We start from the raw sequence: 25,790 nt of genomic DNA, 5'->3' as shown, positions 1-25,790 counted from the left end.
CCACATGCGAGGTCAGCGTGCGGTGAAACCGCCATCGATGGCGAGGGCGGCGCCGGTCACGAAACTGGCTTCACCGCTGAGCAGATACGCGCAGAACGAGGCGATTTCCTCTGGCGTCGCGATGCGGCCCATCGGGTGCAGCGCCGCGATGGCGGCCTCTCCTTCGGGCGTCGCGCCCATCGAGTTCCGGAACGCCGGGGTGTCGACCGCACCCGATACCAGTGCGTTCACCCGTACCCCCTGCTCGGCGGCCTCGAGCGCCACGGCACGGGTCAAGCCGACCACCCCATGCTTCGCGGCCACATACGGTGCCACCGAACCCATGCCGACCACACCGAGATTCGACGCGTTGTTCAGGATCGCGCCGCCGCCGGAGGCCGCCAGCGCGGGCACCTGATGCCGCAAGCCGTAGAACACGCTGGTGAGGTTCAGTTCCAGATCGGCGCGCCATCCCGCCTCGTCGATCTCCGCGACCGGACCGAAGGCGCACACCGCGCCCGCATTGTTGAACGCCGCGTCCAAGCGGCCGTATTCGGCCAGCGCGGCGTCGGTCAACCGGGCCACGTCCTGCTCCACTGTGACATCGGTCGGCACGAAGAGCGCACGCCCGCCTGCCGCGCGAATGTCGGCGGCCATCTGGTCGCCCGCGTCCTTGCTCCGCGCGCCGAGCACCACCGCGGCGCCTTCGCTCGCGACGCGCAGCGCCACCGCCTTGCCGACACCCGAGGTCGCGCCGGTGATCAGGACGACCTGCTCCGCGAACCGTGTTGCCATCGTTGAATTTCCTCTCCGCTCTGGCGATCCCCCTCCGTGGCGGGACCCGCTGTCGAGTCAAGTCGGCGGCGCACGGCGATGCTGGCGAATATCAGACATCTAGTTGATGCGTCATCAGTACGGCGGGAAGCGGGCCGCGCTGTGCAAAGGGCAAAGATGCGGTTACCGACCGCTCGGTGCCTGTCGTGCGGTGTGCTTTCCGGTTGTAAACCGGCGTCGAGTTCGGTTGGCTCAGTGATTTCGAGATCGCTGTGTAATAGCGGAATCGACCAAATCGCAGACTGATTCGCGGTGTCTAGAAGGCTGGACGGTCTGTTCAACTCACATCTACCTGGCATTTCGGACGACAATGGCTTTGAGGCGAACAATCCGTATCAATTGCGCATCCGCGTAGACGCGAAACAGCTAACCTGTGGTGGCTGTTTGGAAGACGACCGCGGCCACAGGGGAACGCCATGTGATGGACGTGGTCACGGTGCGTTGACGGGATAGCGAATGACTACAGGTCTGGGTTTCAGCATCGGTGCAGTGAACTCCGTGACGGCTTCGGTCAGCGCGGATCGACCACGGCCGGCGGTGCGATCTCGGCGCACCGCGGTAACCTTCGACAGCGCGGGCGGACTGCGCTTGGGCGGCATTCCGCAATTCGACATGGCGGTCACTGATTTCGCCGACCTCGGCCGGGATCCCGAAGCGGTGGTTGTCGGCGGCCGCATCTGGTCCCCGGCCAATCTCGTCGCCGCGGTGGTCGGCGAACTGCGGGCGGCGCAGCCGGGTGCGTCCGAAGCGGGCGTCGTGACCACCTACCCCGCAATATATTCCGACAAGCAGGTGGCGCTGCTGCGGCAAGCGCTGGACCTATCCGGGGCGGGTGACGTGCTCCTGGTGCCCGAACCGGTTGCGGCCGCGGAATGGCTGGAGCACGAGCAGGGCCCGCTGGAAACCGGCTTCGTCCTGATCTACGACCTGGGGGGCACCAGCCTCGACGTGAGTATCGTGCGTGTCGGTCCGGACTGGGACAACCATCCGATGATCGGTAAGCCGATGCGCTCCTACGACTTCGGCGGCAGGCCGCTGGGGTCGATGATCGCGCGGTACGCCCCTGGCGTGTCGTCCGCGGGACTGTCGATGACGTCCATCGTCGACATCGACGGGTTGCGCACCGCGCATGTGCAGGACTCGCTGCAACTGGTCCGCGACTGTGTGCGGGAGGCGGGGGTCACCCTGTCCGCTATCAGCCGCATCCTGCTGGTGGGCGGCGCGTCACGCCCCGCGGAGGTGGCGCGGACCCTCGCCGAACTCGGCCGCCCCGTGGTGATCTCGGCAGACCCCGGTCAGACGATCGCCGCCGGCGCCGCCCTCATGGCGGCGCGCACCATGGCGCTCGGCGCCTCGGACGGCCGAGCCGCCGCGCCGCGGGTGGCGGTGTTCTCCAGTGCGGCGGTGGTCTCCGCCGTCGCGATGTCGGCGGTCACGGTCTTCGGCGGGCCGACGGTTCCCGAGCTGTCGCCGCTGCTCGAGCGTCTGCCGGAACTCGGCGCGCCGACCGACAGCCTGTTGGTCGACGTAGGCGACGAGCAGCTCGCCGACGCCTGGTCCTGGGTGACCGCGCCCGGCACCTGGCATGCGAGCCGGGCGGCACTCGCGCAGCGGACTTCCGCTTACACCCGGTTCATCACACCGGCGCCGCGGAGCGCCGGTTATGGTCCTTCGATGACGGAGTCGCGGCCCGGCTCGCATCGCGACCCGCGAAACTGCTGCGCGGCAGGCCACATGCGCTACCGGGGATACGGCGATCCCGCCTACTTCGTGAATCCGCTGCCGTTCGCGCCGGTCGTCCGTCCCGTGCCCGGAGACGTCGCGCAGCCGCCCGTTCCCGGGCAGCCTTCGACTCCTGGTCTACCGTTGCCGGGGCAGGCGCCGGACCGGCCCGGTCGGCCCGCGCCGGGGCCGGACACCCCCGCACCGCAGAATGGTTCGACTCCCGCGGAGCCCGGTCCAGCTTCCGGTGGCAACACGCCGGGGGGCGCTGCGGGCAATTCCTCGACCGGAACGCCCGATTCGTCGGGTGCCGGATCAGGGGAGCAGGGAGCATCCTCTGGGGCGAGTTCGTCGTCCTCCGGTGATGCCGTGGGACCATCAGACGGTAGCTCCGGGAGTGGGGGAGCGTCGAGTGGTTCGACGAATGACTCCGCCCCGAACGAAACGTCCGACGACTCACCGGGTGGCTCGTCGGCGGATGGGTCGACCGGGAACTCTTCGTCGCACGGTTCGTCGCCGGGCGGGTCCGCCGGGAATTCTTCGTCACATGGTTCGTCCTCGGGCGGGTCGAATGGCAATTCCTCGTCGCACGGTTCCTCGTCGGGTGGGTCCGCTGGTGAATCGTCCTCGGGTGGTTCGGCTTCCGGTGGTTCGGAGGGCAATTCGTCCACGAGCGGAGCGTCTTCAGGTGGGTCGACCGGCAACTCCTCGACGCACGGGTCGTCGTCCTCCGCAGGGGCAGCCGGCAATTCGTCGGCCGGTGGGTCATCCTCGACCGGTGGCTCCGCATCAGCCGGGCGTCCGGGAGGCGCGTCGTCGGCGGGTAATCATTCGGGCGGGAATTCCTCCGGCGCTTCGTCGTCCGGGGGGTCGCGGGGCCGGTCCGGCTCGGTCGGCGGTTCGTCCGCGGGCGGCGCAGGCGCGGGCGGCGGCGGAGGCCGCGGTCGGTAGCGGCGACGGCTCGGATGGTGAATCCTTCGGCGTGCGTGGAGGTCTCGCCGCGGCGGATTCGCCGGTCGCCGCTGTGGCGCCGAGGCACAATGGATTGATGGCATCCGGGGGTCCCCAGCTGATCGCGCTGGACGTGGACGGGACGCTGCTGGACACGGGAACACCGATCAGTACGCGGGTGGTCGAGGCTGTGCGCGCGGCCGTGGCGGCGGGGGCGCATGTCGTGGTGACCACGGGCCGCACGCTGCTGACCACACGTCCGGTGCTCACCGAACTCGGTCTGCGCGAGGGTCATGCCTTGTGCTCGAACGGCGCCGTGCACATCGACGTCGCCAGAGGCGAACCGGTCGCGATCCAATCGTTCGACCCCGCGCCGGCGATCACCGCGCTGCGTGCCCTGTTCCCGGCGATGATCTTCGCCGTGGAGAAGGTCGGCATCGGTACCTGGGCCACCGGGGCCGGGCCCGGCGAGTTCTCCTTGGGCGAGTATCTGCTCGTCGACCACCACGCGCTCAGCAGCGAGCCGACCCCGCGCCTGAACGGCTGGTTGCCGGACGGTTCGCTGGAGGAGATGCTGCTGGCGCTGCGCTCCTTGCAAGTGCCCGGCGCGAGCTGGGTGCACGGCGAGTTCGGGCCGTGGCTCACCGTTTCCCGGCAGGGCGTGTCGAAGGGGTGGGCGCTCGAACAGCTCCGCCTCGCCCTCGGTGTGCCGGACGAGGCGACGCTGGCCATCGGCGACGGATACAACGATCGCGACATGCTGCGCTGGGCAGCGCATTCGGTCGCGATGGCCAACGCGCCCACAGACATCCGCGACCTCGCCGACGAAGTGACGGGTCACGTTCTCGACGACGGCGCCGCCACCGTCCTCGAGCGCTGGTTCCGCCCCTGACCAGGCGACGCAGCCGCGTTCCCGCCGCCTTCTGCTCGGCCTACGCGGTACTGGTTTTCGCGACGATGTCCAGGTAGTGCTGGTTGAACATGAGGCCGAGGACGTTGCCGAACGGGTCGACCACGGCGGCGGTGACGAAGCCCTCGCCGTTGCCGCGCGGCGTGATGGGGTCGTACACGGTCGCGCCGAGTTCGAGCAGCCGGTCGAAGGTTGCTTGCAGGTCGTCGACGTGCCAGTTGACGATCGCGCCGCCGGGGGCGTTGCGGGCTCCGGCAGGCGCGTAGGCGCGGTTCACGATGCCGAATTCGTGCTGGTAGTCGCCGATGCGGAACTCGTAGTAGCCGCCAGGGACGTGGTAGTAGGGCTCGATGCCGAAGAACCGGCTGTACCAGTCCTTGGCGGCCTCGAGGTCGTCGGCGTAGAAGGTGCTCGTCGCCATTCCGCGCAACATGGGGTTCTCCTTCGAGTCGTTCTTTTCCGTTGTTGCCTCCATCATCCGAGGAAAAGTGCGCAACGAATGAGCACTTTTGTCGGCAGAATCGAGGCATGCGAGCGGACCGATTGGTGGCGATCCTGCTGATGATGCAGAGCCGGGGACGGGTGACGGCCGCGCAGGTCGCCACGGAACTGGAGACCTCGGTCGCCACCGCGCGCCGCGATCTCGAGGCGCTGTCGGCGGCGGGGGTGCCGGTGTATCCGCAGCCCGGGCGCGGCGGCGGCTGGTCGCTGGTGGGAGGGGCGCGCACGGATCTGAGCGGGCTGACGGCCGGGGAGGCGCGGGCGTTGTTCCTCCTGGCCGGTCCGTCCGCGGGCGCGGTGCCGGAGGCCAGGTCCGCGCTGCGCAAGCTGGTCCGGGCGCTGCCCCAGACCTTCCGAGGGGATGCGGAAGCGGCGGCCGACGCCGTGGTGATCGACCCGGCGCGCTGGGGCGCCACCGACCGTGCGCTGCCGCCGGCGATGTCCCTGCTGCAACGCGCTGTCGTGCAGCGCAACAAGGTGCGGCTGCGCTATGCGAACCGCACCGGCGAGCGGTCCGAGCGTCTGGTCGACCCGTGGGGACTGGTGGACAAGGACGCCGTCTGGTACTTGGTCGCCGGGACCGAGCACGGGCAGCGGACGTTTCGCGTCGATCGGATCGCCGAGGCACTGCTCACCGACGAACCGGCGCACCGCCCGGACGACTTCGACCTCGCCGCCGCCTGGGCGCAGGTGGTCGAGGAGATGGAGCGGCGGCGCGCGAGCACCGCCGCCACCCTGTTGATCTCCGAACGCCTGCTGCCGATTCTGCGTGACCAGCAGGGCAGGAACTGCGTCGTGGACGGCCCGGCCGGCGACGGCCGCGTCCGCGTCCGCGTCACCGCGCCCACCGCCTGGATGCTCGCCCAGCAGCTGGCGGGTTGGGGCGCCTCCATCGAGGTCCTGGGTCCTGCCGAGGTCCGCGCCGAGCTGGCCCGCCTGGGCGCCGAACTGCTCGACCGCTACGGAGCGGATGATCGGCTCGACGCGCCACCGTGACGGGCGACCGGTGCAGGGCAGGGCGGCGTCCCGGGGGGCAGCGGTGACGGGCGTCGACGGTCGCGAACTGCCGATCCTGCGGACGCACGGTCACAGCGGAGCGTGGATGTCTCGAGCCAGGTGCGCCCTCGACCGGTCGATGGACCGATGCGGTCGCGAAAATTCGTCCCAGACCTCGACGCTGCTTCCCATCCGCTTGCGGAGCGTCGATGTTTCGAGCCAGGCGTGCCCCTCGGCCGGTTCTCACGGGGGTGCGCACGAACCGATGAGGCCGCGCGAATCCTCGGCGCCAGATGCCTCCACCACATTCACCGCCGTCAGCGCGGCGCGAGGACGTGACCGGCCAGCATGCGCACCATGTCCGAGGCCAGCACGGCGTGACCGCTCATGCTGAAGTGGATGAGGTCGGCGCTCATCAGGTCCGGCCGCAGGCGCAGCGGGTGGTCCCACAGTTCGAGCAGGAGCGCGTCGTAACGGGCGGCCAGCTCGCGGACCATATCGTTGAGCGCGGCCATGCGCTCGCGCATCGGACGCATGGGCGCCATGCGCTCGACTTCCCAGACATCGGCCAGGGTGAACGTGACGACCTGTGCGCCGGTGCGGGTCAGCGTCGCGAACAGGGTGTCCAGGTTCGTCCGCAGCTCGGCGAGATCGCCGCCGGGCAGGAACAGGTCGTTGCCGCCGCAGCTGAGATGGACCAAGTCGGGCTGGAATTCGAGTACGGCGGGCAACTGCTCGGCGAGGACCTGGGCGGAGGTGGCGCCGATCCGGCCGGTGTTCAGATAGGCCAGATCCGGGCGGGCCGCGGTTAGCACGGTCGCGACGCGATCGGCCCAGCCCACCGGTTCGTATCCCGGGCTGGGGTCGCCGACGCCCTGCGCGATGGAGTCGCCGAGCACCGCGTAGCGCCGCCATGGCGCGTCGGCGAGCAGGCGTCGCTGTTCTGCGGGCGGCAGCAGCAGAGGGTCGTTCGCTTCGGTACGAATCTCGTTGTCGCTCATCATTTTTCCTGGTTGTCGGTGACGAAGGAGGGAGTGCGGGACGGTAGCGCCGCCAAGCATGCGGCCGCGGCGGCGATGCCCGCGCACACCCCGAAGACGGTGTGGAACGCCCCGATCGGATCGTCGGGTCGCGCCGCGAACACGGCGGCCAGCACGGCGACGCCGAGCGCGCCGCCCACCTGCCGCGCGGTCAGGTTCATGCCGGTTCCGGCGGCGAACTGCTGTGGCGGAAGGGAACCGGCGGCCGCGGTGCCAAGCACCGTGACGACGAAACCGATGCCGCCGCCGCCGAGCACGCCGGCCGGAATCCACGCCGACCACAGGTTCGGGGTGGGTCCGAAGGCGTCCGTGCTCATCCACACGGTGCACGCGACGAACATCGCCGCACCGAGCACACCCAGCCATCGCCTGACCGTGGGCGAGGCGACCCGGCCGGCGACAGTCGCCGTCACCATCGACGTGACCGCCCCGATGGTCATCGCGCCCGCCGAGCCGAGCACCGAGTAGCCCCAGATCGCGTCGAGGAACAGCGGTCCCGAAAGCAGCCAGGCGAACATGGCCGCGCCGAAGACGAACGACGTCGCGTTGGCCAGCGCGTAGGACTTGCTGCGCCAGAGGTCTACGGCGATCGCGGGCTCGCGATGGCGCGCGGAGCGAACGAGCGCGGTCACCACCAGCAGTCCGCCGCCGATCAGCGCGGCGAGCGTCCCCGCCGAGGTCCAGCCCCAGCGCTGCCCCTCGGTGACGCCCGCGACCAGTCCGCCGAGACCCAGCGCCACCGCGAGGGTGCCCAGCGGATCCGGCATCGCGCCGCCGGAAGGACGGGCGTCCACGGCCGGAATGCGCACGGCTGCCGCGATGAGCAGGAGTGCCACCGGCACGTTGATCACGAAGACCGCCCGCCAGTCGAACCCTTCGACCAGTGCGCCGCCGAGCGCGGGACCGACCACCGCGGCGAACCCGCCCGCGGCCGACCAAGCTCCGATGGCCGCGCCGATCTTCTCCCGCGGGGTGGCGGCGAGCACCAGGCCGAGGGCCGAGGGCACCATCAGCGCCGCTGTCGCGCCTTGCAGCACGCGGCCCGCGATGAGCCAGCCCGCCGTCGGAGCGAGTCCGCACAGCAAGGAGGTGAGGGCGAAACCGGCCAGGGCGCCGAGGAACAGCTTGCGGCGTCCGATCGCGTCGGCGAAACGTCCGGCGGGTGTGAGCAGCGCGGCGAAAGCGACCGCGTATCCGCTGACGATCCAGGTCAGCGTGGTGGTGGCGGTGCCGGGGTAGTCCCGGGCGATCGAGGGGAAGGCGATATTGACCACGGAGAGGTCGAGGAAAGCGATGAAGGCCGCGCCGCAAGCGATCAGCAAGGTGCGGGTAGCCGCGGTCGCGGTCGGTGGGCTGTCCAGCCGCACGGACGCGTCGGTCATAGGGAATCCTTCGGAAGGGGAAACAAAACGCACGATCGTTCGTTCACTTAAAGTACGACCATACGTTCGTATGTGCAACACCGAAGTGGAAGAATGACGTCATGACCGAGTCCGGCACCGCGGGCGCCCAGCAGCGCGAAACCGACCAGCGGTTGGCCAAGGGAGCCCGTGCGCGGGCGTCGATCGCCCGCCGCGCCGCCGATGTGGCATCCGTCGAGGGCCTCACCGGCCTCAGTATCGGACGCTTGGCCGCCGATCTGGGGCTGAGCAAAAGCGGTATCGCCACCCTTTTCGGCAGCAAGGAGAGTTTGCAGCTCGCCGCCGTGCAGACCGCGCGGCAGGTCTTCGTCGACGAGGTCATCACACCCAGCCTGAGCGAGCCCGCCGGACTACCCCGCCTGCGCGCCCTGGTCGAGCGCTGGTTCGGTCAGGTGGCCGAGCCTGCGTTTCCCGGCGGGTGCTTCCGCGTCGCGACCCTCGCGGAATTCGACAGCAGACCCGGACCGGTACGCGACGCCATCGCCGAAGACCGCCGGGATTGGCTCGCGTTTCTGGTCAAGGAGATCCGCCGCGCCCAGCAGCAGGGGCATCTCGACGGCCGTGCCGCCGATGCGGTCGCGTTCGAACTCGACGCGGTGATCGCCGCGGCGCACACCGCGCGGCAGATGGGCGACGAGTGGGGCGTGCGCACCGCGCACGCCGTCGTGGCGGACCTGCTCGGACCCGGCGACTAAGTACTAGTCGGCCGGTGCGCCGTTGACCAGGTAGTCCAGGTAGGAGCCTGGAATCGGGCACAGTTCCACGCCGTCGGCGTCCACGATGTGCGGTCGGATGGTGCCGGTGGGGGTGATCTCGGGGCTCTCGATCAGCACCGTCGTCGCGGCCGGGAGCGCGAGGAACTGCACCGCGAACGGCATGGCGGTGGCCAGCTCGAGCAGCGTGGTGTAATACGACGCGCGGTGCGCGTGGTCTTCGAAGCACTCGACCGACCAGCCGGAGAACTCCGGGTCGTCGGTCGCGGTGCGGGCCAGGACCAGCACCGGCGATTCGAGTCCGCACGACGAGACGATCGCCTGCTGATCCTCGCCGGGAAAGTCCAACCGATCGGTCAGACCGACTCCGGCCGCCACTTCGCGCTGATACCAGACGTCGCGCAGGGTGCGATCGACCTGTTCGGCCCAGGTCTGCGTATCGGTTCGTTCGGCCAGGCCCAGGGTGCCGTCGTCACGGCCGCGCACCCGGACCAGATTCCAGCCGATCCGGATCGTCTCGCCGGGGTGGTACCGCGTGCCCGCCGCGACCGTGGACTCCAGATACGACAGCAGCCAGTTCTCCATGCCGGGCAACTGCGGCTCGGTGAACACGACGGTGAACTCCGGATGTTTGTGGCTGACGCAGGAGGTGGTGCGGAAGGACTCGGCCATGCCATGTTCCTAGCACGAAGAGTGGGTTCGCGGACGACTCCGAGGTTCCCGGACCCCGGTAGGGCCGGAACGGTCAGGCCGAGAGCGCGCGCGTCTGCGCGATTGCCGCGTGATAGCGATCCAGGACGACGCGGGGGAGAGCCGGATGCGCGCCGAGCACGTCGGCGTGGACCGCTCCTGGCGCCGCGTGGGCGAGGCGATCGGTCAGCAATCCGGGTGCGAGGAACCAGGGGGCGACCAGCATCTGGTCCGCGCCACGGGCGCGCAGTCGTGCTATCGCTTCGGTCACCGACGGTTGGGCGGTCGCGAAGCAGATCTCGGTGCGCCAACCGGTGCGGGCGGCCAGGCGCGCGGCCACCTCGGCGGTGCGCGCGTTGGCCGCCGACGACGACGAGCCGACCGCCGCGACGGCGACGCCCAAACGTCGATCCGAACAGTCATGCCCGCCGCCGGCGGCGAGCACCCGGTCGCGCAGCGCACCGATCAGTCCGGCGTCCACGCCGAGCACCTCGGCTTGGGTCAGGCGCAACCCGAGATGGCGGGCACCGGCCGCGGCGAGCAGACCGGGCAGGTCCACCTTGGCGTGGAAGGCGCTGCCGAGCAGCAGCGGCGTCACCACCGCATGGGTGTGCCCGTCGGCGGCCACGGCGTCCACCACCTGTTCCACCGACGGGGCGGTGAGATCGAGGAACGCCGTCCGGACGTCGAGGTCCGGACGCGCGTCCGCCACGGCGCCGACCACCTGCGCCACGGTCGCCGCCGAGCGCGGGTCCCGACTGCCGTGCGCTACCGCGATCAGCGCGGGCGGCCGCGCCGCGCTCCGGTCGAGCACGACCGGATCTCCGAGCCGGGACGCCGGGGCGCCCGCGCGCGAGACCGGTGCGGTGCCGAAAAGAGCTCGCCGCACAGCCATGTCAGGCTCCGGTGCCGACCTCGACGGCGGTCAGCACGTCACCGACCAGACCGGCCGCCAGCGTATTGCCACCGGCCGGATCGATCAGCAGGAAGCTGCCGGTGTGCCGGTTCACCCGGTAGTCGTCGGCCGCGATCGGCTCGGCGACCCGCACCGAGATGCGCCCGATATCGTTGAGCTCCAAGGACTCCGGGCCCGGGTCGGCCGCCAGGCGCTGCTCGTCGAAGCGCTCCAGCAGCGCGCCGACGATCGCCTGGGTGGTCCGCGTGCCGTGCTTGAGCAGCAGTCGCGCTCCGGGGCGCAGCGGCTTGTCGCCCAGCCAGCAGACGGTGGCGTCGAAGGCGTCGACCGGCTCGGGCGCGTCGGCGGTCGAAGCGATGATGTCGCCCCGGGAGATGTCCACGTCGTCGGCGAGGATCAGCGTGACACTGCGTCCGGCCTGGGCCACCGCGAGTTCACCGTCGGGGGTGTCGATCCGCTCCACGGTCGTGCGGATACCCGAGGGCAGCACCACGACCTCGTCGCCCGGGGCGACCGCGCCCGCCGCGATCTGCCCGGCGTAGCCGCGATAGTCCGGGTACTCGGCGGTGCGCGGCCGGATCACGTACTGCACCGGGAACCGCAGCCCCAGCGCGTGATTGCCGGTGCTGTCGGCATCGACCGGCACCGATTCCAGGTGCTCGATCAGCGAGGGACCGTCGTAGTACGGGGTGTTGTCCGACCGGGTGGCGATGTTGTCGCCGTGCAGCGCCGAGACCGGGATCTCCAGCACGTCCTCGCTCGACCAGCCCAGCGTGCTGGTGAGCTGGTTGAACTCCGCGGAGATGGCGGCGAAGACGGCGGCGGCGTCGTCCACCAGATCGATCTTGTTCACGGCGAGCACCAGCTTCGGCACACCGAGCAGCGCGAGCACTGCCGCGTGCCTGCGGGTCTGCTCGATCACGCCCTTGCGCGCGTCGACGAGCAGAATCACCAGTTGCGCGGTGGACGCGCCGGACACGGTGTTGCGGGTGTACTGCACGTGCCCGGGGGTGTCCGCGAGCACGAAAGAGCGGCGCGGGGTGGCGAAGTAGCGGTAGGCGACATCGATGGTGATGCCCTGTTCACGTTCCGCGCGCAGCCCGTCCACGAGCAGCGAGAGATCCGGTGTGGCGAGACCCCTGTCCACCGACGCGCGGGTGACGGCGTCGATCTGGTCGGCCAGAACGGATTTCGTGTCGTAGAGCAGGCGTCCGACCAGAGTGGACTTGCCGTCGTCGACAGAACCGGCGGTGGCCAGCCTCAATAGGTCGGACATGTCAGAAATAACCCTCTCGTTTGCGGTCTTCCATCGCGGCTTCGGAGACGCGGTCGTCACCGCGGGTCGCACCGCGTTCGGTCAGTCGGGACGCGGCCACCTCGGCGAGGATCGCCTCGTTGTCGGCGGCGTCGGAAAGGATGGCGCCGGTGGAGGAACCATCGCCCACGGTGCGGTAGCGCACCGATCGGGTCTGGAGCACCTCGCCGTCGCGCGGGCCACCCCACACGCCGGGCGTCATCCACATGCCGTCGCGCAGGTACACCGGACGCTCGTGCGCGTAGTAGATGCTCGCCAGGTCGATGTCCTCGCGGGCGATGTAGCGCCAGATGTCCAGCTCGGTCCAATTGCTCAGCGGGAACACGCGCACGTGCTCGCCCGGCGCGTGCCGCCCGTTGTAGAGATTCCACAACTCGGGACGCTGCCGCTTCGGGTCCCACTGGCCGAAGGCGTTGCGCAGCGAGAAGATCCGCTCCTTGGCGCGCGAGCGCTCCTCGTCACGGCGGCCGCCGCCGAACACGGCGTCGAACCGGTGCTCGCTGATCGCGTCCAGCAGCGGGACGGTCTGCAAGGGGTTGCGGATGCCGTCGGGGCGCTCGGTGAGCCTGCCGTCGGCCAGGTAGTCCTCCACCTTCGCCACGTGCAGGCGCAGGCCGTAGCGCTCGACCACCTTGTCCCGGAACTCCAGTACCTCGGGCAGGTTGTGCCCGGTGTCCACGTGCAGCAGGGCGAACGGCAGCGGCGCGGGCCAGAACGCCTTGAGCGCCAGATGGAGCAGCACCGTGGAGTCCTTGCCGCCGGAGAACAGGATCACCGGCCGCTCGAACTCGCCCGCCACCTCGCGGAAGATGTGGATCGCCTCGGACTCCAGCGCGGCGAGGGTGTCGAAATCGGTGATGCCGAGCGATCGTTCGCTTCGAATGGTTTCGGTCATGCTGTGTCCTTCTTCGCATGCCCGAGGGGGCCCTGCGTGGTTACGCAGGCTGCCTCCTCCGGGCCCTGACTCGGTCATGCTGTGTGCAACCCGCATTCGGTCTTGGCGAGGCCGGCCCAACGGCCGCTTCGCGGATCGGCTCCCGGCTCCGGCTTCCGCGTGCACGGAGCGCAGCCGATGGACGGATACCCCTCCTCCACCAGGGGATTGACGAGGATGCCGTGCTTTTCGATGTAGTCCTGCATCTCCTCGTCGGACCACGGCGCGATCGGGTTGATCTTCACCAGTCCGAACGCCTCGTCGAACGAGACCAGCGGCGCGTTCGCCCGGGTCGGCGCCTCCACCCGGCGAATGCCGGTAACCCAGGCGTTGTACCCCGCGAGCGACTTCTGCAGCGGGACCACCTTGCGCAACCGGCAGCACTCGTTCGGCTCGCGGGCGAACAGATCCTTGCCCAGCAGCCGGTCCTGCTCGGCGACCGTATGCTCCGGCTGGACGTCGATCACATTCACCCCGTACACGGCCTCCACCGCGTCCCGGGTGCCGATGGTCTCGGCGAAGTGGTAGCCGGTGTCCAGGAACAGCACGTCCACGCCGGCGCGAATGCCTGCGGCCAGGTGCACGAGCACCCCGTCCTGCATGTTGGAAGCCACGATGTAGTTCCTGCCGAACGTGTCCTCGGTCCACTGCAGGAGTTCGGTCGCCGAGGCGCCGTCGAGTTCGGCGGCACCGCGCGCGGCGATGGCGCGGAGCTCGTCCTCGGACAGCTTCTCCGCGAGTTCGGTTGTCACAGTTGATCTCCCGTCGACACTTATCTCAGGTCGGCCTCGTCGGCGCGGACCGCCCACTGGGCGAACCGTTCGCCGTCCGTACGCTGCTTGACGAAATTGCGCACCACCCGGTCGATGTAGTCGCCCAATTCCTGCGTGGTCACCTTGTGCTGGCGCAGCTTGCGCCCGAAGGCGCTGTCGAAGCCGAGGCTGCCACCGAGGTGAACCTGGAAGCCCTCCACGTGATTCCCGCTGCCGTCGTCGACCAACTGGCCCTTGAACCCGATGTCGGCGATCTGCGAGCGGGCGCAGGAGTTCGGGCAACCGTTGATGTTGATCGTGATCGGGACGTCCAGCTGCGCGTTCAGATCCGCCAGCCGTTCCTCCAGCTCCGGCACCAGCGCCTGGGACCGCTTGCGGGTCTCGGCGAAGGAGAGCTTGCAGAACTCGATACCGGTGCAGGCCATCAGATTGCGCCGCCACAGCGAGGGTCGCGCCTGCAGGCCGAGCGGTTCCAGCTCGTCGATCAGCGCGTCGACCTTGTCGTCGGGCACGTCGAGCACGATCAGTTTCTGATAGGGGGTGAACCGGACGCGGTCGGAGCCGATCCGTTCCACCGCGTCGGCGACCTCGGTCAGGATGGTGCCCGAGACCCGGCCCGCGATGGGGGAGAAGCCGACGGCGTTGAGCCCGTTGCGCAGCCGCTGCACGCCGACGTGGTCGATCGGTTTGGTCGGCTGCTCGGGTGCGGGGCCGTCGATCAGCTTGCGCTTCAGGTACTCGTCTTCCAGCACCTGGCGGAACTTCTCGATGCCCCAGTCCTTGATCAGGAACTTCAGGCGCGCCTTGGTGCGCAGGCGGCGGTAACCGTAGTCGCGGAAGATCGAGACGACGGCCTCCCATACGTCCGGCACCTCCTCCAGCGGCACCCACACGCCCACCCGCTGGGCGAGCATCGGGTTGGTGGACAGGCCGCCGCCGACCCACAGGTCCAGACCGGGGCCGTGTTCGGGGTGCACGACGCCGACGAACGCCACGTCGTTGATCTCGTGCACCACGTCCTGCTGGCCGGAGATCGCGGTCTTGAACTTGCGCGGCAGGTTGGAGTACTCCTTCTTGCCGATGTAGCGGCGCACGATCTCCTCGATCGCGGGCGTGGGGTCGATGACCTCGTCCAGCGACTCGCCCGCCAGCGGGGACCCGAGCACCACACGCGGGCAGTCGCCGCAGGCCTCGGTGGTCTTCAGTCCGACCGCCTCGATCCGCTTCCAGATCTCCGGGACGTTCTCCACCTCGATCCAGTGGTACTGCACGTTCTCCCGGTCGGACAGATCCGCGGTGTCGCGGGCGAACTCGGTGGAGATCTGACCGAGGGTGCGCAGTTGCGCGAGATTCAGCGCGCCGCCGTCGCAGCGCACGCGCATCATGAAGTACTTGGCCTCGAGCAGGTCGATGTTCTCGTCACCGGTCCAGGTGCCGTCGTAGCCCTGCTCGCGCTGGGTGTACAGACCCCACCAGCGGAATCGGCCGCGCAGGTCGCCTTTGTCGATCCCGTCGAAGCCCGTCTTGGCGTAGATGTTCTCGATGCGGGCGCGGACGTTGAGCGGGTTGTCGTCCTTCTTGGACTGCTCGTTCGGGTTCAGCGGCTCGCGGTAGCCCAGCGCCCACTGGCCTTCGGCCTTGCGGCGCACAGGCTTGCCGGTGCGGGCGCGCGGGCCGGTGGAGGTCGCCTCGGGACGCGGGCGGTCCGGGCGGACGCGGCGTTCGGAGGCCGGGCGGTCGGGACGCGCGCGGTGCCCGGACTGGGATTCGGGCGTGGGCTGATCGTTCGGACCGGCGTCGGTGCTCGACGTCATGGGGTCGCTCCTGCGGGGTGGGTGGTACATCCTGCTGAGGGCGTGAGGGGCTGACTCACGCCTGCGGTGTCAGCGGGCCGATGAAGTCGGGGATCGCCGGGGACCCGGGGATCGGGCGCGCTGAGCTACCGAGGGGAACCGGGCAGACAGCAGGCGCTACAGACGCGCTTGAAATCGACGTGGCGACGTGCCACAAGTCGGATCTCCAAAGCGCGCATGCAGCCCATTGTGCCACGTCAGCGCTGGCCTTCCGACCCCACGTCCAGTATTTCCCGCACTTTGACGGGAAATGCCCTGCACGCTCGACCCCGTTTGTGACGGCAGTCATAGTTCGGGCGGAAACCGGGCGCGTGATATCACCGCCGCATCCAACGTGACACCGCGCACACCACTTGACCTCGAGTGAGGTGGAGGTAGCACGCTCGGCGGCATGAGTACCACAGCAGTCGATCCCGCCGCCGAACTCGAGGCCATCCGGGCGGTGGTCGAGAGCGTCCAGCACGCCCAGCGCAACGAACTCGTCGACGAATTCGCCGCGCTCTTCCGGGAGGACGCGATCTGGACCACCGGCCACGGCAAACGTCTCTTCGGCCGCGCCGCCATCGCCGAGTTCACCGCCCAGGTGCTGCCGGGGGCCACCGCGCACGGCACGGCCACCTACGAGGTCGAGCACGTGTTGTTCATCCGCCCGGACGTGGCCGCGGTCAAGGTACGGCAGCGTTATTTCACCCCGGAGGGCGTGTTGGACAGCGAAGGCAGCCCGCTGTACGTGATGTCCAAGGAGGACGGGCGTTGGGTGCTCACCGCGAACCAGAACACCCCGGTCGTGGGTGATTGAGCTGATCGGGCAGCCGGTGGGGTAGGGCGCCCGTCGCGGTGGCGCCGGACACTCGACCGTGCGGCCGTCGCGTCTCCGCTCGCCGGGTGCGGCGGCGACCGCGAATCGGTCCGAGAGGAGAACCGGGAGCCGTTCGCCCCGGGCGTCGGCGCGGTCGCGGCGGCGTTCACACTGGACAGGTGAGTTCTTCCGCCTTGTCCGCGAGCGTCGGCACCGCCGCGCCGGTGCTGCACGACTTCGGCGACGGCCCGTTCGGCATCTACGTCCACGTGCCGTTCTGCGCCACGCGGTGCGGCTACTGCGACTTCAACACCTACACCGCGGGGGAACTCGGCACATCGGCGTCACCGCAGTCGTGGCTGGCGGCGTTGCGGGGCGAGCTCGCCACCGCGGCGCGGGAGTTCGCGGCGTTGCCCACCCCGACGCCGGAAGTGTCCACCGTTTTCGTCGGCGGCGGCACGCCCTCCCTCCTGGGCGGTGACGGCCTCGCGGCGGTGCTGGACGCCGTGCGCGCCGAGTTCACCCTCGCCGCCGGGGCCGAGGTCACTACGGAGTCCAATCCGGAATCCACCTCCCCGGAGTTCTTCGAGCGCATCCGGGCGGCGGGATACACCAGAGTGTCGCTGGGCATGCAATCCGCCGCCCCGCACGTCCTGAAGGTGCTCGACCGCACGCACACCCCGGGCCGCGCGGTGGCCGCCGCGCGGGAAGCACGCGCCGCGGGATTCGAGCACGTCAACCTGGATCTGATCTACGGAACGCCGGGTGAGCGCGACGCCGACCTGGACGCCAGCCTGGACGCGGTGCTCGCGGCCGGCGTCGATCACGTCTCGGCGTACTCGCTGATCGTGGAGGACGGCACCGCGCTGGCCCGCCGGGTGCGCCGCGGTGAACTGCCCGCGCCGGACGACGACGTGCTCGCCGCCCGCTACGAACGGATCGACGCGCGCCTGCGATCGGCGGGTCTCGGCTGGTACGAGGTGTCGAACTGGGCCGAGGGCGACGCGGCGGCCTGCCGGCACAACCTCGGCTACTGGGACGGCGGCGACTGGCTCGGCGCCGGGCCCGGCGCGCACAGTCATGTCGGCGGCGTGCGGTGGTGGAACGTGAAGCATCCCGCGCGGTACGCCGATCGGGTCGGCGCGGGCGGGTTGCCCGCCGCGGGCTGGGAGGCGCTCAGCGCGGAGGAGCGGTACACGGAGCGGGTGATGCTCGCCGTCCGGCTGCGCACCGGCCTGCCGCTGGGCGATCTGGCTTCCTCGGCCCGCGCCGCCGTCGACCGGGTGGTCGGCGACGGTCTCGCGCTGCGCACCGCGGACGACCGGCTCGTGCTCACCGACCGGGGTCGTCTCCTCGCCGACGGCGTTGTCCGCGAACTGCTCGACTGATCAGCGTGTTCGCCGCGCACGCTCGGCTACCGAGACGACGCGGCGGGTCCGCGGATCGAGTACCTGGCGCCGGCTCCGGTGGTCCGGTGTGCGAGGCCGGTGACGCCGACCTCCTGTCACGAATCGGTGACCGGTCGGGACTACGTGTCTCGTTCCGGTAACGCGACGTCGCCCGTCCGCGTAGTCTGCGACCAACCCCCAAGGAGACTCATGGCGTCGGCACGACACATCACCCTTATCCATGAACCGGGCGAATTCGCCGAGGCGCGAGCAGCGGAGAAAGCGGAGAACGCGCGCCAGTGCGCCGTCGCCGCCCGCACCGTCGCCAGCTACGCGGAGAACGCCGCAGACTGTGAGTCGCTGCTGGCGATGCTCGGTCTCGACGCCCTCGCGGGCAAACAGGCGAGAGCCGGCGGTCGCGGCTGACCGCTACGGCTCGTTCGCGGCCAGAACGGTCCTGCGCCATTCCCGTGGCGAGAGCCCGTAAGCGGCGCGGAAACGCCGGGCGAAATGCGACGGATCGCGAAAACCCCAGCGGCGCGCGATCATCGCGATCGTCCGGTGCTTCTGGTCCGGCCGGGCCAGATCGCCGCGGACCCGCTCCAGCCGCTGGCCGATGATCCACTGTTCGAGGCTGTATTCCGCGTTCGCGCAGATCTTGTAGAGCTGCCGGACGGACATGTTGTGCGCTTTGGCGATCTGCTCCGGCCCCAGCTCGGGATCGGCCAGGTTGCGCCGGACATAGGCGCGCAGCCGGGACAGCAGGAGGTCGGAGGGCGCGACGGGGCCGCTGCCGTCGTCGCGGCCCGCCGACAACAGCAGTCCCCGGATCAACTCGATGCTGGCGCAGCCGGACAACGCGGCGGCCGGGTCGGCGCTGAGCGCGTCGGCCTCGGCGGTCAGTTGGACGATGTGGTTGGCCACCAGCCGGTAGTGCGGGCTGTGCTGCACTCTGGCGGCGGCCTGGCTGATCAGCTCGGCGGGCAGGCCGAGTTGATCGAGCGGCACGTACAGGCAGGTCGATGCCCCGTCGCCGCGCCTGCAGAAGTCGTAGGGCGCGTTCAGATCCATGACGTGCAGTTCGCCCGGTCGCACCACCCGCTCGACGCCGCCTTGCTCGTAGCGTCCGTCGCCGGCCTGCTGCACCGCGATCGCCAGCACCGGCGCGGGTGAGGTGCGCACTTGCTTCGGCGTCCGGATCAGCTGGATGCCCGAGGTGCGGGCGCGGACGACGCTCGCCTCGCCGAACCGCCACACGTCGACCATGGCGTGGATACGCTCGTCCGGCCCGTCCAGCACGACGTGGGACGGGACCGATGCCTGCTCTACCGCCGCGGCCACCGCGGCCGCCCGCTCGTGCGGCGCGATGGTGTCCGAATCGAACACGACCGTCATCACAGCCTCCGTCGCAAATGAGACAGATTCGGCAATCTTCGCACGTGCCCGGCCGATCGGGCCGTGCATTCTGAGCCCAAGATCGTGCACGCAGAGTCGTTTTTCCGGCGGCCGCCCGTCCTACGCTGTCGAACGACGACCATGATCGATTCCGGGTGCGGTGGAGGGGCGCGGTGGCGTGACCACCCGTAGGTCCGGTGGTGTTCGGGCACGGCCTCGGCCTCGGCGAGCACCCTCCGGCGGCGCCCGGCGACGCGCAGTCCGACCGTCACTCCGGATCGAAGGGAACCGCCATGCCGACGATCACCACCACCGATGGCGTCGAGATCTACTACAAGGACTGGGGTTCGGGACGCCCCGTGGTGTTCAGCCACGGCTGGCCGCTGAACGGCGACGCCTGGGACAACCAGATGAACCTGGTCGCGAGCAACGGGTGCCGCGCCATCGCGCACGACCGGCGCGGGCACGGTCGCTCCGGCGACGTGTGGGACGGGCACGACATGGACCACTACGCCGACGACCTCGCCGCGGTGCTGAACGAGCTGGACATCGAGGACGCGATTCTGGTCGGGCACTCCACCGGCGGCGGCGAGGTGACCAGATATCTGTCCCGGCACGGTACGTCGCGGGTCGCCAAGGCGGTGCTGCTCGGCGCGGTCCCGCCGTTGATGCTGCGGACCGACGCCAATCCCGAGGGAACGCCGATCCAGGCGTTCGACGACATCCGCGCCGGCGTGGCCGCCGACCGATCGCAGTTCTGGAAGGACCTGTCGGTCCCGTTCTACGGCGCCAACCGCCCGGGCGCCGAGGTCTCGCAAGGGCTGCGCGACCACTTCTGGCTGATGGGCATGCAGGTGGGCCTGAAGGCCGCGCTGGACTGCGTCAAGGCGTTCTCCGAGACCGATTTCACCGCCGAGCTGCCGAGCATCGACATCCCGGTGCTGGTGGCCCACGGCGACGACGACCAGATCGTGCCGCTGGCCGCGGCGGGCGCCAAGACGGCGGAACTGCTGCCACGAGCGCGGTTGAAGGTGTATCCCGGCGCGCCGCACGGCTTGTGTGGTGCTTACGAGAAGGCGTTCGACACCGATCTGCTGGACTTCGTGCAGAACTGAGGAGCCGAGACCCCATGACGAACAAACGCTGCTTGCGCCGCGCCGTGGCCGCGCTCGCCGTCGCCCTCGCCGCCGCGATGTCGGCCGGACCCGCGCAGGCGCAGCCGCTGCCCACCATCGTGCTCGTGCACGGCGCCTTCGCCGACACGACCAGCTGGGACGGCGTCGCCGCCGCGCTGCGCGAGCGCGGCTATCGGGTGGTGACCCCGGAGAATCCGTTGCGCGGGCCCGCCTACGACGCGGCCGCGGTGCAGCGGACCCTGGACACGATCAGCGGCCCGGTCGTGCTGGCCGGGCACTCCTACGGCGGCTTCGTGATCAGCAACGTGCGCGATCCGAAGGTGGAATCCCTCGTGTACATCGCGGCCTTCGCGCCGGTGCAAGGCGAGGTGGCCCAGCAGGCGCTCGACCCGATCCGCTTCCCCGGCAGTCAGCTGTTCCCGCCCGCGCTGCAGGTGAAGATCGTGGACGACGTCACGGGCGTCGCGGGGAAGAACCTGGACGGCTATGTCGCGCCGGAGAGTTTCAACGCCGTCTTCGCCCAGGACGTCGGCCCGGCGACCGCGGCCGACATGATCGCCCACCAGCACTCCATCGCCGTGAAAGCGAACCTCGAACCCTCCGGATCGCCGTCCTGGTCCGGCACGCCGAGCTGGTACCTCGTCTCGGCCGCCGATCGCGTCATACCTCCGTCCGCGCAGCGCTTCATGGCCCAGCGCATGGGGGCCCGCGCCAGCGAGATCGACGCCTCGCACGCCTCGCTGGTCTCCCGGCCCGACGCCGTGGCCGCCGTGATCGAAGCCGCCGTCCCGCGCTGAGCGCGGCGTTGCTCCCGTGTCGCGGGGCACGCGTAGCGGGCGAGGGATTCGGGTACCGACAATTAGACTGTGGTCGACAGACGAACCGTGATTCGCCTGCGCTCAGTGGTGGCCACGGGACGTCGGCGCCGGATACGGCGCGACCGGGTACGACAGCGAGGAGGTGCGGCCGATGTCGAGCACCGAGGATCGGCGCTTCGAGGTCCTGCGCGCAATCGTCGCGGACTATGTCGCGACCAAGGAACCGATCGGGTCCAAGACGCTGGTCGAGCGGCACAACCTGGGAGTTTCCAGCGCGACGGTGCGCAACGACATGGCGGTGCTCGAGGCCGAGGGCTACATCACGCAGCCGCACACGAGTTCCGGCCGCATCCCCACCGACAAGGGCTACCGGCAGTTCGTGGACCGCATCTCCGAGGTGAAGCCCCTGTCGTCGGCGGAGCGCAGGGCGATTCTGGAATTCCTGGAATCCGGCGTCGATCTCGACGACGTGCTGCGCCGGGGCGTGCGCCTGCTGGCCCAGCTGACCAGGCAGGTCGCCGTGGTGCAGTACCCGACCGTGTCGGCGTCCACCGTGCGGCACATCGAGGTGGTCGCGCTGAATCCAGCGCGCCTGCTGCTGGTGGTGATCACCGACACCGGCCGGGTCGACCAGCGTCTGGTGGAACTCGGCGCGGTGATCGATGACGAGGATCTGGCCGCGCTGCGCGGCATGCTCGGCGGTGCGATGGACGGCAAACGACTGGCCGCGGCCTCGGCGGCGGTCGCCGAGCTACCCGAGCGCGCGCCGGTGCGGCTGCGCGACGTGCTGGTGCGGGTGTCCACGGTGCTGGTGGAGACCCTCGTCGAACACCCCGAGGAGCGGTTGGTGCTCGGCGGCACCGCCAACCTCACCCGCAACGCCGCCGACTTCGGTTTCCCCGGGTCGCTGCGCGCGGTGCTGGAAGCGCTGGAGGAGCAGGTGGTCGTGCTCAAGCTGCTCGCCGCGGCGCAGCAGCCGGGGACGGTCACCGTGCGGATCGGCGAAGAGACGCAGGTCGAGCAGATGCGCGGCACGTCGGTGGTGTCCACCGGCTACGGCGCGGCCGGCGCGGTGCTCGGCGGTATGGGGGTGCTCGGCCCGACCCGGATGGACTATCCGGGCACCATCGCGTCGGTCGCGGCCGTCGCCCGATATATCGGCGAGGTCCTCGCCGAACGCTGACCTGACGTCGACCGGCGACGCCACTGCTACGCTCGACCCTTCGGCCGGATAAAGTTGAGTGCACAAGACTAATGCTGTTGCCTGCGCGCCTCGCACGCGTCGCCGGCACCGGCGGCACTGTCGAGAACGACCAAGGACTAGAGAACTCAAGTGGCACGGGACTACTACGGACTGCTCGGCGTCGCGAAGAACGCGACCGATCAGGAGATCAAGCGGGCCTACCGCAAGCTGGCGCGTGAGCTCCACCCCGACGTCAACCCCGACGAGGCGGCGCAGGCCAAGTTCAAGGAAGTGTCGACCGCCTACGAGGTGCTGTCGGATCCGGAGAAGCGGCGCATCGTCGACATGGGCGGCGACCCGCTGGAATCCGGCGGCGGCGGGGCCGGATTCAACGGCGCGGGCTTCGGCGGGCTCGGCGACGTGTTCGAGGCGTTCTTCGGCGGCATGAGCGGATCGGCCGGTGCGCGCAAGCCGCGCGGCCGCGTCCAGCCCGGCGCCGATTCGCTGATTCGCACCCGGCTCAGCCTGGCCGAGTGTGCGGTCGGCGTGACCAAACACCTGACCGTGGACACCGCGATCCTGTGTGACATCTGCCAGGGTTCCGGCACCAACGGCAATTCCAAGCCGGTGCGTTGCGAAACCTGTGGCGGCGCAGGCGAAGTGCAGTCCGTGCAGCGGTCCTTCCTCGGCCAGGTGCTGACCTCGCGCCCGTGCCCCACCTGCCGTGGCGCGGGCGAGACGATTCCGGACCCCTGCCACAAGTGCGGTGGCGACGGCCGGGTGCGGGCGCGCCGCGAGATCGCCGCCCCGATTCCCGCGGGCGTCGCGAACGGCATGCGGGTGCGGCTGGCCGCGCAGGGCGAGGTCGGTCCGGGTGGCGGCCACGCGGGCGACCTGTATGTCGAGATCGTGGAGCAGCCGCACGACGTCTTCGTCCGCGACGGTGACGATCTGCACTGCACGATCCGGGTGCCGATGGTCGACGCGGCGCTGGGCACCACCGTCGTGATCGACACGATCCTGGACGGCCCGACCGAGCTGTCCATTCCGGCCGGCACCCAGCCCGGCGAGATCTCGGTGCTGCGCGGGCACGGCATGCCGCGGCTGCGCTCCAGCGCGCGCGGCGACCTGCTCGCGCACCTGGACATCGTGATCCCGGCCAAGCTGGACAGCAAGCAGACCGAACTGCTGCGCAAGTACAAAGGGTTGCGCGAGCGGGAGCGCGCCGAGGTGATGTCGGCGCAGTCCGAGCACAACAGCGGTTTGTTCGCGCGGTTGCGCGCCTCGTTCAGCGGGCGCTAGGTGGCCGCGACGGTCTTCTACCTCGACGAGGTGCCCGAGCCGGGCGCGGTCGCGGTGCTCGACGGCCCGGAGGGCAGGCACGCAGCCACCGTGCGTCGCATCCGGGTCGGCGAGCCGATCACCCTCTCCGATGGACGCGGCGTGTTCGCCGAATCGGAAGTCGTCGCCGCGCAACGCGACCGGCTCGATCTGGCCGTGCGCACCCGGGTGCTGGCGGCCCCGCCCGCCCCGCCGGTCACCGTCGTACAGGCGCTGCCGAAGTCCGATCGTTCGGAGTTGGCGGTCGAGTTGATGACCGAGGCGGGCGCGGACGCCGTCGTGCCGTGGCAGGCCGCGCGCTGCGTCGCGAACTGGGAGGGCAAAGCGGCCAAAGGCGTGGAGAAATGGCGGGCAGCTGCCCGTTCGGCCGCCCGCCAGTCCCGCCGGGCCTACATCCCGGACGTGTCCGACCTGCACCGCACGAAGGACGTACTGGAGTTCATTCGCGAGGCGAAGGCCGACGGCGCGATCGTCGCGGCGCTGCACGAATCCGGTGCCACCCGTTTCAGCACGCTGCCCTTCGCCGATGCGACCCGCGTCGTGCTCGTGGTGGGCCCCGAAGGCGGGCTGGACGACGCGGAACTCACCGCCTTGGCCGAGGCGGGTGCGGAGGTGACGTTGCTCGGTCCGACGGTGCTGCGAACCTCCACCGCGGCGGCGGTCGCGCTCGGCGCTCTCGGCGCTCTGACCCCCCGCTGGTGAACTACCAGGTCTTCTCGCGTCTCTGCCGAGGCGTCGCATCCGTCCTGCGCTCGACCGGCACGCGGGGGCGCGCCGTAGACCGAACGGCCACCCGCACCTCGCCGCCGCGCCGGGACGCCGGAGTCGCCGTGCTCGACAGGAGGCTGCGACCAGCTCAAACCTCGCTGGTTGCCGTTTCCAGCGCGCTACCGGTACGCGTTGTCGCCGCACCGCGGTGCGCTCGGTGCGACACCCACAGCAGCAGCGCCGCGATGACCAGCAGCAATCCGATACCGCAGACCAGGCCGAGCCACCCGGCGCGAACGTAGGGGATCCCGGCCGCTCCGCCGACGAGTGCGCTGCCGAGGTAATAGGCGAACAGATACAGCGACGAGGCCGCGCCTCGATCGCCTTGGGCCATCGCCCCCACCCACGCGCTGGCCGCGGTGTGCGCCCCGAAGAAGCCCGCGGTGAAGAGCAAGACGCCGAGGACCACGGTGCCGATGTGGTCGGGAATCGTCATCATCAGCCCGATCGTCATCACGACCAGCGACATCGCGAGCACGCCCGGCCTGCCGAGCCGATCGGTCGAGCGGCCGGCGGCCGCCGAGGCCGCCGTTCCGGCCAGATACAGCACGAACACCAGACCGGACTGCGCTTCCGGCAACCCGAACGGCGCGCTGGTCAGCCGGTAACCGAGATAGTTGTACATCGAGACGAACCCGCCCATCAGCACGAACGCCAACCCGAACAGGGCGAGCAGGCCGCGATGGCGCATCTGGCGGCCGAGGTCGCCGAGCACGGTCCGGAATCCGGCGGGCCGCGGGACGAAGCCGCGCGAGGGCGGCAGCCGGCGGACGAACCACACGGTGCAGGCCACGGCGGCGAGGGAGACCGCGGCCTGCGCCCACCGCCAGGACGCCAGATCCAGGGTGAACGCCGGAATCAACCGCCCGGCCAGCCCGCCGATCGTGGTGCCCGCCACGTAGATGCCCATCGCGGCGCCCAACCCGTCCGCGCCGATCTCCTCCGCCAGATAGGCCATCGCCACCGCGGGGACGCCGGCCAGCGCGATGCCCTGCAGCGCGCGTCCGGCGAGCAGCAGGTCCAGGGAGGGGCTCAACGGCAGCAACAGCCCGATCGCCGCCGCCGTGACGGCGGATCCGACCATCACCCTGGTCCGCCCGATGCGTGACGAGAGCGCGCTCACCGGGATGATCGCCAGCGCCAGGAAGCCGGTGGTGAGCGACACCGCCAGCGCGGCCCGCGCGGGCGTCGCGCCGAACGCGGCCGAGAGGCTCGGCAGCAGAGCTTGGGCGCTGTACATGGAGGCGAAGGTCGTCAGACCGGCGGCGAACAGCGCGACGGTGATCCTGCGTTCGTGGGCGACGTTCGCTTCGATCCGGGTCGTGGTCATGGCTCCTCCTTTGGTCCAGCATCGCCAGCCGGGACATCTCGAAGGAAATGAATAATGGAGGTGAAGTTCATTCTCTGAACGCAT

At 70.1% G+C, this 25,790-nt stretch carries 25 protein-coding genes; 12 read left to right on the top strand and 13 right to left on the bottom strand.

What is annotated here, in order from left to right:
* Positions 1-12 precede the first annotated feature (12 nt).
* Positions 13-774 carry an SDR family NAD(P)-dependent oxidoreductase gene (locus tag ACWEKR_RS19935; protein WP_452355735.1) on the bottom strand — a complete coding sequence of 254 codons (762 nt, stop codon included), beginning with the start codon at positions 772-774 and terminating at the stop codon, positions 13-15.
* A 528-nt stretch (positions 775-1,302) separates the two neighbouring features.
* Between ACWEKR_RS19935 and ACWEKR_RS19930 the strand changes: the two genes are divergently transcribed.
* Together ACWEKR_RS19930 and ACWEKR_RS19925 are read left to right on the top strand one after the other, a co-directional pair.
* Positions 1,303-3,486, top strand: a complete 2,184-nt coding sequence (locus ACWEKR_RS19930) for an Hsp70 family protein (RefSeq protein WP_452355734.1) — start codon at positions 1,303-1,305, stop codon at positions 3,484-3,486.
* Positions 3,487-3,583: 97 nt separating this feature from the next.
* The gene (locus ACWEKR_RS19925) at positions 3,584-4,378 is read left to right on the top strand and encodes an HAD hydrolase family protein (RefSeq protein ID WP_452355733.1); all 795 of its coding nucleotides are present in this window, start codon (positions 3,584-3,586) and stop codon (positions 4,376-4,378) included.
* Between the two features lie 40 nt (positions 4,379-4,418).
* On the opposite strand, the gene ACWEKR_RS19920 is transcribed toward ACWEKR_RS19925, so the two are convergent.
* On the bottom strand, positions 4,419-4,829 hold the full coding sequence (locus tag ACWEKR_RS19920; RefSeq protein ID WP_452355732.1) for a VOC family protein: 411 nt from the start codon (positions 4,827-4,829) through the stop codon (positions 4,419-4,421).
* A gap of 95 nt (positions 4,830-4,924) precedes the next feature.
* Between ACWEKR_RS19920 and ACWEKR_RS19915 the strand changes: the two genes are divergently transcribed.
* Positions 4,925-5,893 carry a helix-turn-helix transcriptional regulator gene (locus tag ACWEKR_RS19915; protein ID WP_452355731.1) on the top strand — a complete coding sequence of 323 codons (969 nt, stop codon included), beginning with the start codon at positions 4,925-4,927 and terminating at the stop codon, positions 5,891-5,893.
* A gap of 317 nt (positions 5,894-6,210) precedes the next feature.
* Here ACWEKR_RS19915 and ACWEKR_RS19910 read toward each other — a convergent pair whose 3' ends face one another.
* Positions 6,211-6,894 (bottom strand): SGNH/GDSL hydrolase family protein, encoded by a 684-nt coding sequence (locus ACWEKR_RS19910; RefSeq protein WP_452355730.1) that lies wholly within the window; start codon positions 6,892-6,894, stop codon positions 6,211-6,213.
* On the bottom strand, positions 6,894-8,315 hold the full coding sequence (locus ACWEKR_RS19905) for an MFS transporter (RefSeq protein WP_452355729.1): 1,422 nt from the start codon (positions 8,313-8,315) through the stop codon (positions 6,894-6,896). Before ACWEKR_RS19905 ends, ACWEKR_RS19910 begins: the two co-directional genes overlap by 1 nt.
* A gap of 101 nt (positions 8,316-8,416) precedes the next feature.
* Between ACWEKR_RS19905 and ACWEKR_RS19900 the strand changes: the two genes are divergently transcribed.
* On the top strand, positions 8,417-9,049 hold the full coding sequence (locus ACWEKR_RS19900) for a TetR/AcrR family transcriptional regulator (RefSeq protein ID WP_195087025.1): 633 nt from the start codon (positions 8,417-8,419) through the stop codon (positions 9,047-9,049).
* A gap of 3 nt (positions 9,050-9,052) precedes the next feature.
* On the opposite strand, the gene ACWEKR_RS19895 is transcribed toward ACWEKR_RS19900, so the two are convergent.
* From ACWEKR_RS19895 to ACWEKR_RS19865, 7 genes are all read right to left on the bottom strand, one after another.
* Complete coding sequence (locus tag ACWEKR_RS19895) at positions 9,053-9,739, bottom strand: hypothetical protein (protein ID WP_195087023.1); 687 nt, start codon at positions 9,737-9,739, stop codon at positions 9,053-9,055.
* Positions 9,740-9,812: 73 nt separating this feature from the next.
* Positions 9,813-10,652, bottom strand: a complete 840-nt coding sequence (locus ACWEKR_RS19890; protein WP_452355728.1) for a sirohydrochlorin chelatase — start codon at positions 10,650-10,652, stop codon at positions 9,813-9,815.
* A gap of 1 nt (position 10,653) precedes the next feature.
* Positions 10,654-11,949, bottom strand: coding sequence for a sulfate adenylyltransferase subunit 1 (locus ACWEKR_RS19885; RefSeq protein WP_452355727.1), 1,296 nt, complete (start codon positions 11,947-11,949; stop codon positions 10,654-10,656).
* A gap of 1 nt (position 11,950) precedes the next feature.
* Positions 11,951-12,883: a sulfate adenylyltransferase subunit CysD gene (cysD, locus tag ACWEKR_RS19880; RefSeq protein WP_452355726.1), complete on the bottom strand. Its 933-nt coding sequence runs from the start codon at positions 12,881-12,883 to the stop codon at positions 11,951-11,953.
* A gap of 74 nt (positions 12,884-12,957) precedes the next feature.
* Positions 12,958-13,674: a phosphoadenylyl-sulfate reductase gene (locus ACWEKR_RS19875; protein WP_452355725.1), complete on the bottom strand. Its 717-nt coding sequence runs from the start codon at positions 13,672-13,674 to the stop codon at positions 12,958-12,960.
* A gap of 20 nt (positions 13,675-13,694) precedes the next feature.
* A complete protein-coding gene (locus ACWEKR_RS19870) occupies positions 13,695-15,509 on the bottom strand; it encodes a nitrite/sulfite reductase (RefSeq protein ID WP_452355724.1) in 1,815 nt (604 codons plus the stop codon).
* A 125-nt stretch (positions 15,510-15,634) separates the two neighbouring features.
* A complete protein-coding gene (locus ACWEKR_RS19865) occupies positions 15,635-15,727 on the bottom strand; it encodes an Ms4527A family Cys-rich leader peptide (RefSeq protein WP_452355723.1) in 93 nt (30 codons plus the stop codon).
* A 212-nt stretch (positions 15,728-15,939) separates the two neighbouring features.
* On the opposite strand from ACWEKR_RS19865, the gene ACWEKR_RS19860 reads away from it, so the two are divergent.
* The 3 genes from ACWEKR_RS19860 (at position 15,940) to ACWEKR_RS19850 (ending at position 18,161) form a co-directional block, all read left to right on the top strand.
* Positions 15,940-16,347: an SgcJ/EcaC family oxidoreductase gene (locus ACWEKR_RS19860; protein ID WP_195087014.1), complete on the top strand. Its 408-nt coding sequence runs from the start codon at positions 15,940-15,942 to the stop codon at positions 16,345-16,347.
* 179 nt (positions 16,348-16,526) lie between these two features.
* Complete coding sequence (gene hemW / locus ACWEKR_RS19855; protein ID WP_452355722.1) at positions 16,527-17,735, top strand: radical SAM family heme chaperone HemW; 1,209 nt, start codon at positions 16,527-16,529, stop codon at positions 17,733-17,735.
* Positions 17,736-17,945: 210 nt separating this feature from the next.
* Positions 17,946-18,161: a hypothetical protein gene (locus ACWEKR_RS19850; protein WP_159845104.1), complete on the top strand. Its 216-nt coding sequence runs from the start codon at positions 17,946-17,948 to the stop codon at positions 18,159-18,161.
* Between the two features lie 3 nt (positions 18,162-18,164).
* Here the strand turns inward: ACWEKR_RS19850 and ACWEKR_RS19845 are convergent, their stop codons facing one another.
* Positions 18,165-19,130 (bottom strand): helix-turn-helix domain-containing protein, encoded by a 966-nt coding sequence (locus ACWEKR_RS19845; RefSeq protein WP_452355721.1) that lies wholly within the window; start codon positions 19,128-19,130, stop codon positions 18,165-18,167.
* A 293-nt stretch (positions 19,131-19,423) separates the two neighbouring features.
* Between ACWEKR_RS19845 and ACWEKR_RS19840 the strand changes: the two genes are divergently transcribed.
* From ACWEKR_RS19840 to ACWEKR_RS19820, 5 genes are all read left to right on the top strand, one after another.
* Positions 19,424-20,245, top strand: coding sequence for an alpha/beta fold hydrolase (locus ACWEKR_RS19840; protein ID WP_452355720.1), 822 nt, complete (start codon positions 19,424-19,426; stop codon positions 20,243-20,245).
* Positions 20,246-20,259: 14 nt separating this feature from the next.
* A complete protein-coding gene (locus tag ACWEKR_RS19835; RefSeq protein ID WP_452355719.1) occupies positions 20,260-21,063 on the top strand; it encodes an alpha/beta fold hydrolase in 804 nt (267 codons plus the stop codon).
* Positions 21,064-21,235: 172 nt separating this feature from the next.
* Positions 21,236-22,267, top strand: coding sequence for a heat-inducible transcriptional repressor HrcA (gene hrcA, locus ACWEKR_RS19830; protein WP_195087003.1), 1,032 nt, complete (start codon positions 21,236-21,238; stop codon positions 22,265-22,267).
* 150 nt (positions 22,268-22,417) lie between these two features.
* Entirely contained in the window at positions 22,418-23,569 is a 1,152-nt protein-coding gene (gene dnaJ / locus ACWEKR_RS19825; RefSeq protein WP_195087001.1) for a molecular chaperone DnaJ, read from the top strand.
* Positions 23,570-24,310 carry a 16S rRNA (uracil(1498)-N(3))-methyltransferase gene (locus tag ACWEKR_RS19820; protein ID WP_452355718.1) on the top strand — a complete coding sequence of 247 codons (741 nt, stop codon included), beginning with the start codon at positions 23,570-23,572 and terminating at the stop codon, positions 24,308-24,310.
* Positions 24,311-24,464: 154 nt separating this feature from the next.
* Here ACWEKR_RS19820 and ACWEKR_RS19815 read toward each other — a convergent pair whose 3' ends face one another.
* Entirely contained in the window at positions 24,465-25,706 is a 1,242-nt protein-coding gene (locus ACWEKR_RS19815; protein WP_452355717.1) for an MFS transporter, read from the bottom strand.
* Positions 25,707-25,790 lie beyond the last annotated feature (84 nt).

Source organism: Nocardia sp. NPDC004573 (assembly GCF_053602135.1).
This window is presented reverse-complemented; position numbering and strand designations above follow the sequence as displayed.

Coding starts and splice junctions, on each gene's coding strand:
- ACWEKR_RS19935 (WP_452355735.1), bottom strand. CDS start 774: ATGGCAACACGGTTCGCGGAGCAGGTCGTCCTGATCACCGGCGCGACC.
- ACWEKR_RS19925 (WP_452355733.1), top strand. CDS start 3,584: ATGGCATCCGGGGGTCCCCAGCTGATCGCGCTGGACGTGGACGGGACG.
- ACWEKR_RS19920 (WP_452355732.1), bottom strand. CDS start 4,829: ATGTTGCGCGGAATGGCGACGAGCACCTTCTACGCCGACGACCTCGAG.
- ACWEKR_RS19915 (WP_452355731.1), top strand. CDS start 4,925: ATGCGAGCGGACCGATTGGTGGCGATCCTGCTGATGATGCAGAGCCGG.
- ACWEKR_RS19910 (WP_452355730.1), bottom strand. CDS start 6,894: ATGAGCGACAACGAGATTCGTACCGAAGCGAACGACCCTCTGCTGCTG.
- ACWEKR_RS19905 (WP_452355729.1), bottom strand. CDS start 8,315: ATGACCGACGCGTCCGTGCGGCTGGACAGCCCACCGACCGCGACCGCG.
- ACWEKR_RS19900 (WP_195087025.1), top strand. CDS start 8,417: ATGACCGAGTCCGGCACCGCGGGCGCCCAGCAGCGCGAAACCGACCAG.
- ACWEKR_RS19895 (WP_195087023.1), bottom strand. CDS start 9,739: ATGGCCGAGTCCTTCCGCACCACCTCCTGCGTCAGCCACAAACATCCG.
- ACWEKR_RS19890 (WP_452355728.1), bottom strand. CDS start 10,652: ATGGCTGTGCGGCGAGCTCTTTTCGGCACCGCACCGGTCTCGCGCGCG.
- ACWEKR_RS19885 (WP_452355727.1), bottom strand. CDS start 11,949: ATGTCCGACCTATTGAGGCTGGCCACCGCCGGTTCTGTCGACGACGGC.
- cysD (WP_452355726.1), bottom strand. CDS start 12,883: ATGACCGAAACCATTCGAAGCGAACGATCGCTCGGCATCACCGATTTC.
- ACWEKR_RS19870 (WP_452355724.1), bottom strand. CDS start 15,509: ATGACGTCGAGCACCGACGCCGGTCCGAACGATCAGCCCACGCCCGAA.
- ACWEKR_RS19865 (WP_452355723.1), bottom strand. CDS start 15,727: ATGCGCGCTTTGGAGATCCGACTTGTGGCACGTCGCCACGTCGATTTC.
- ACWEKR_RS19860 (WP_195087014.1), top strand. CDS start 15,940: ATGAGTACCACAGCAGTCGATCCCGCCGCCGAACTCGAGGCCATCCGG.
- ACWEKR_RS19850 (WP_159845104.1), top strand. CDS start 17,946: ATGGCGTCGGCACGACACATCACCCTTATCCATGAACCGGGCGAATTC.
- ACWEKR_RS19845 (WP_452355721.1), bottom strand. CDS start 19,130: ATGACGGTCGTGTTCGATTCGGACACCATCGCGCCGCACGAGCGGGCG.
- ACWEKR_RS19840 (WP_452355720.1), top strand. CDS start 19,424: ATGCCGACGATCACCACCACCGATGGCGTCGAGATCTACTACAAGGAC.
- ACWEKR_RS19835 (WP_452355719.1), top strand. CDS start 20,260: ATGACGAACAAACGCTGCTTGCGCCGCGCCGTGGCCGCGCTCGCCGTC.
- hrcA (WP_195087003.1), top strand. CDS start 21,236: ATGTCGAGCACCGAGGATCGGCGCTTCGAGGTCCTGCGCGCAATCGTC.
- ACWEKR_RS19815 (WP_452355717.1), bottom strand. CDS start 25,706: ATGACCACGACCCGGATCGAAGCGAACGTCGCCCACGAACGCAGGATC.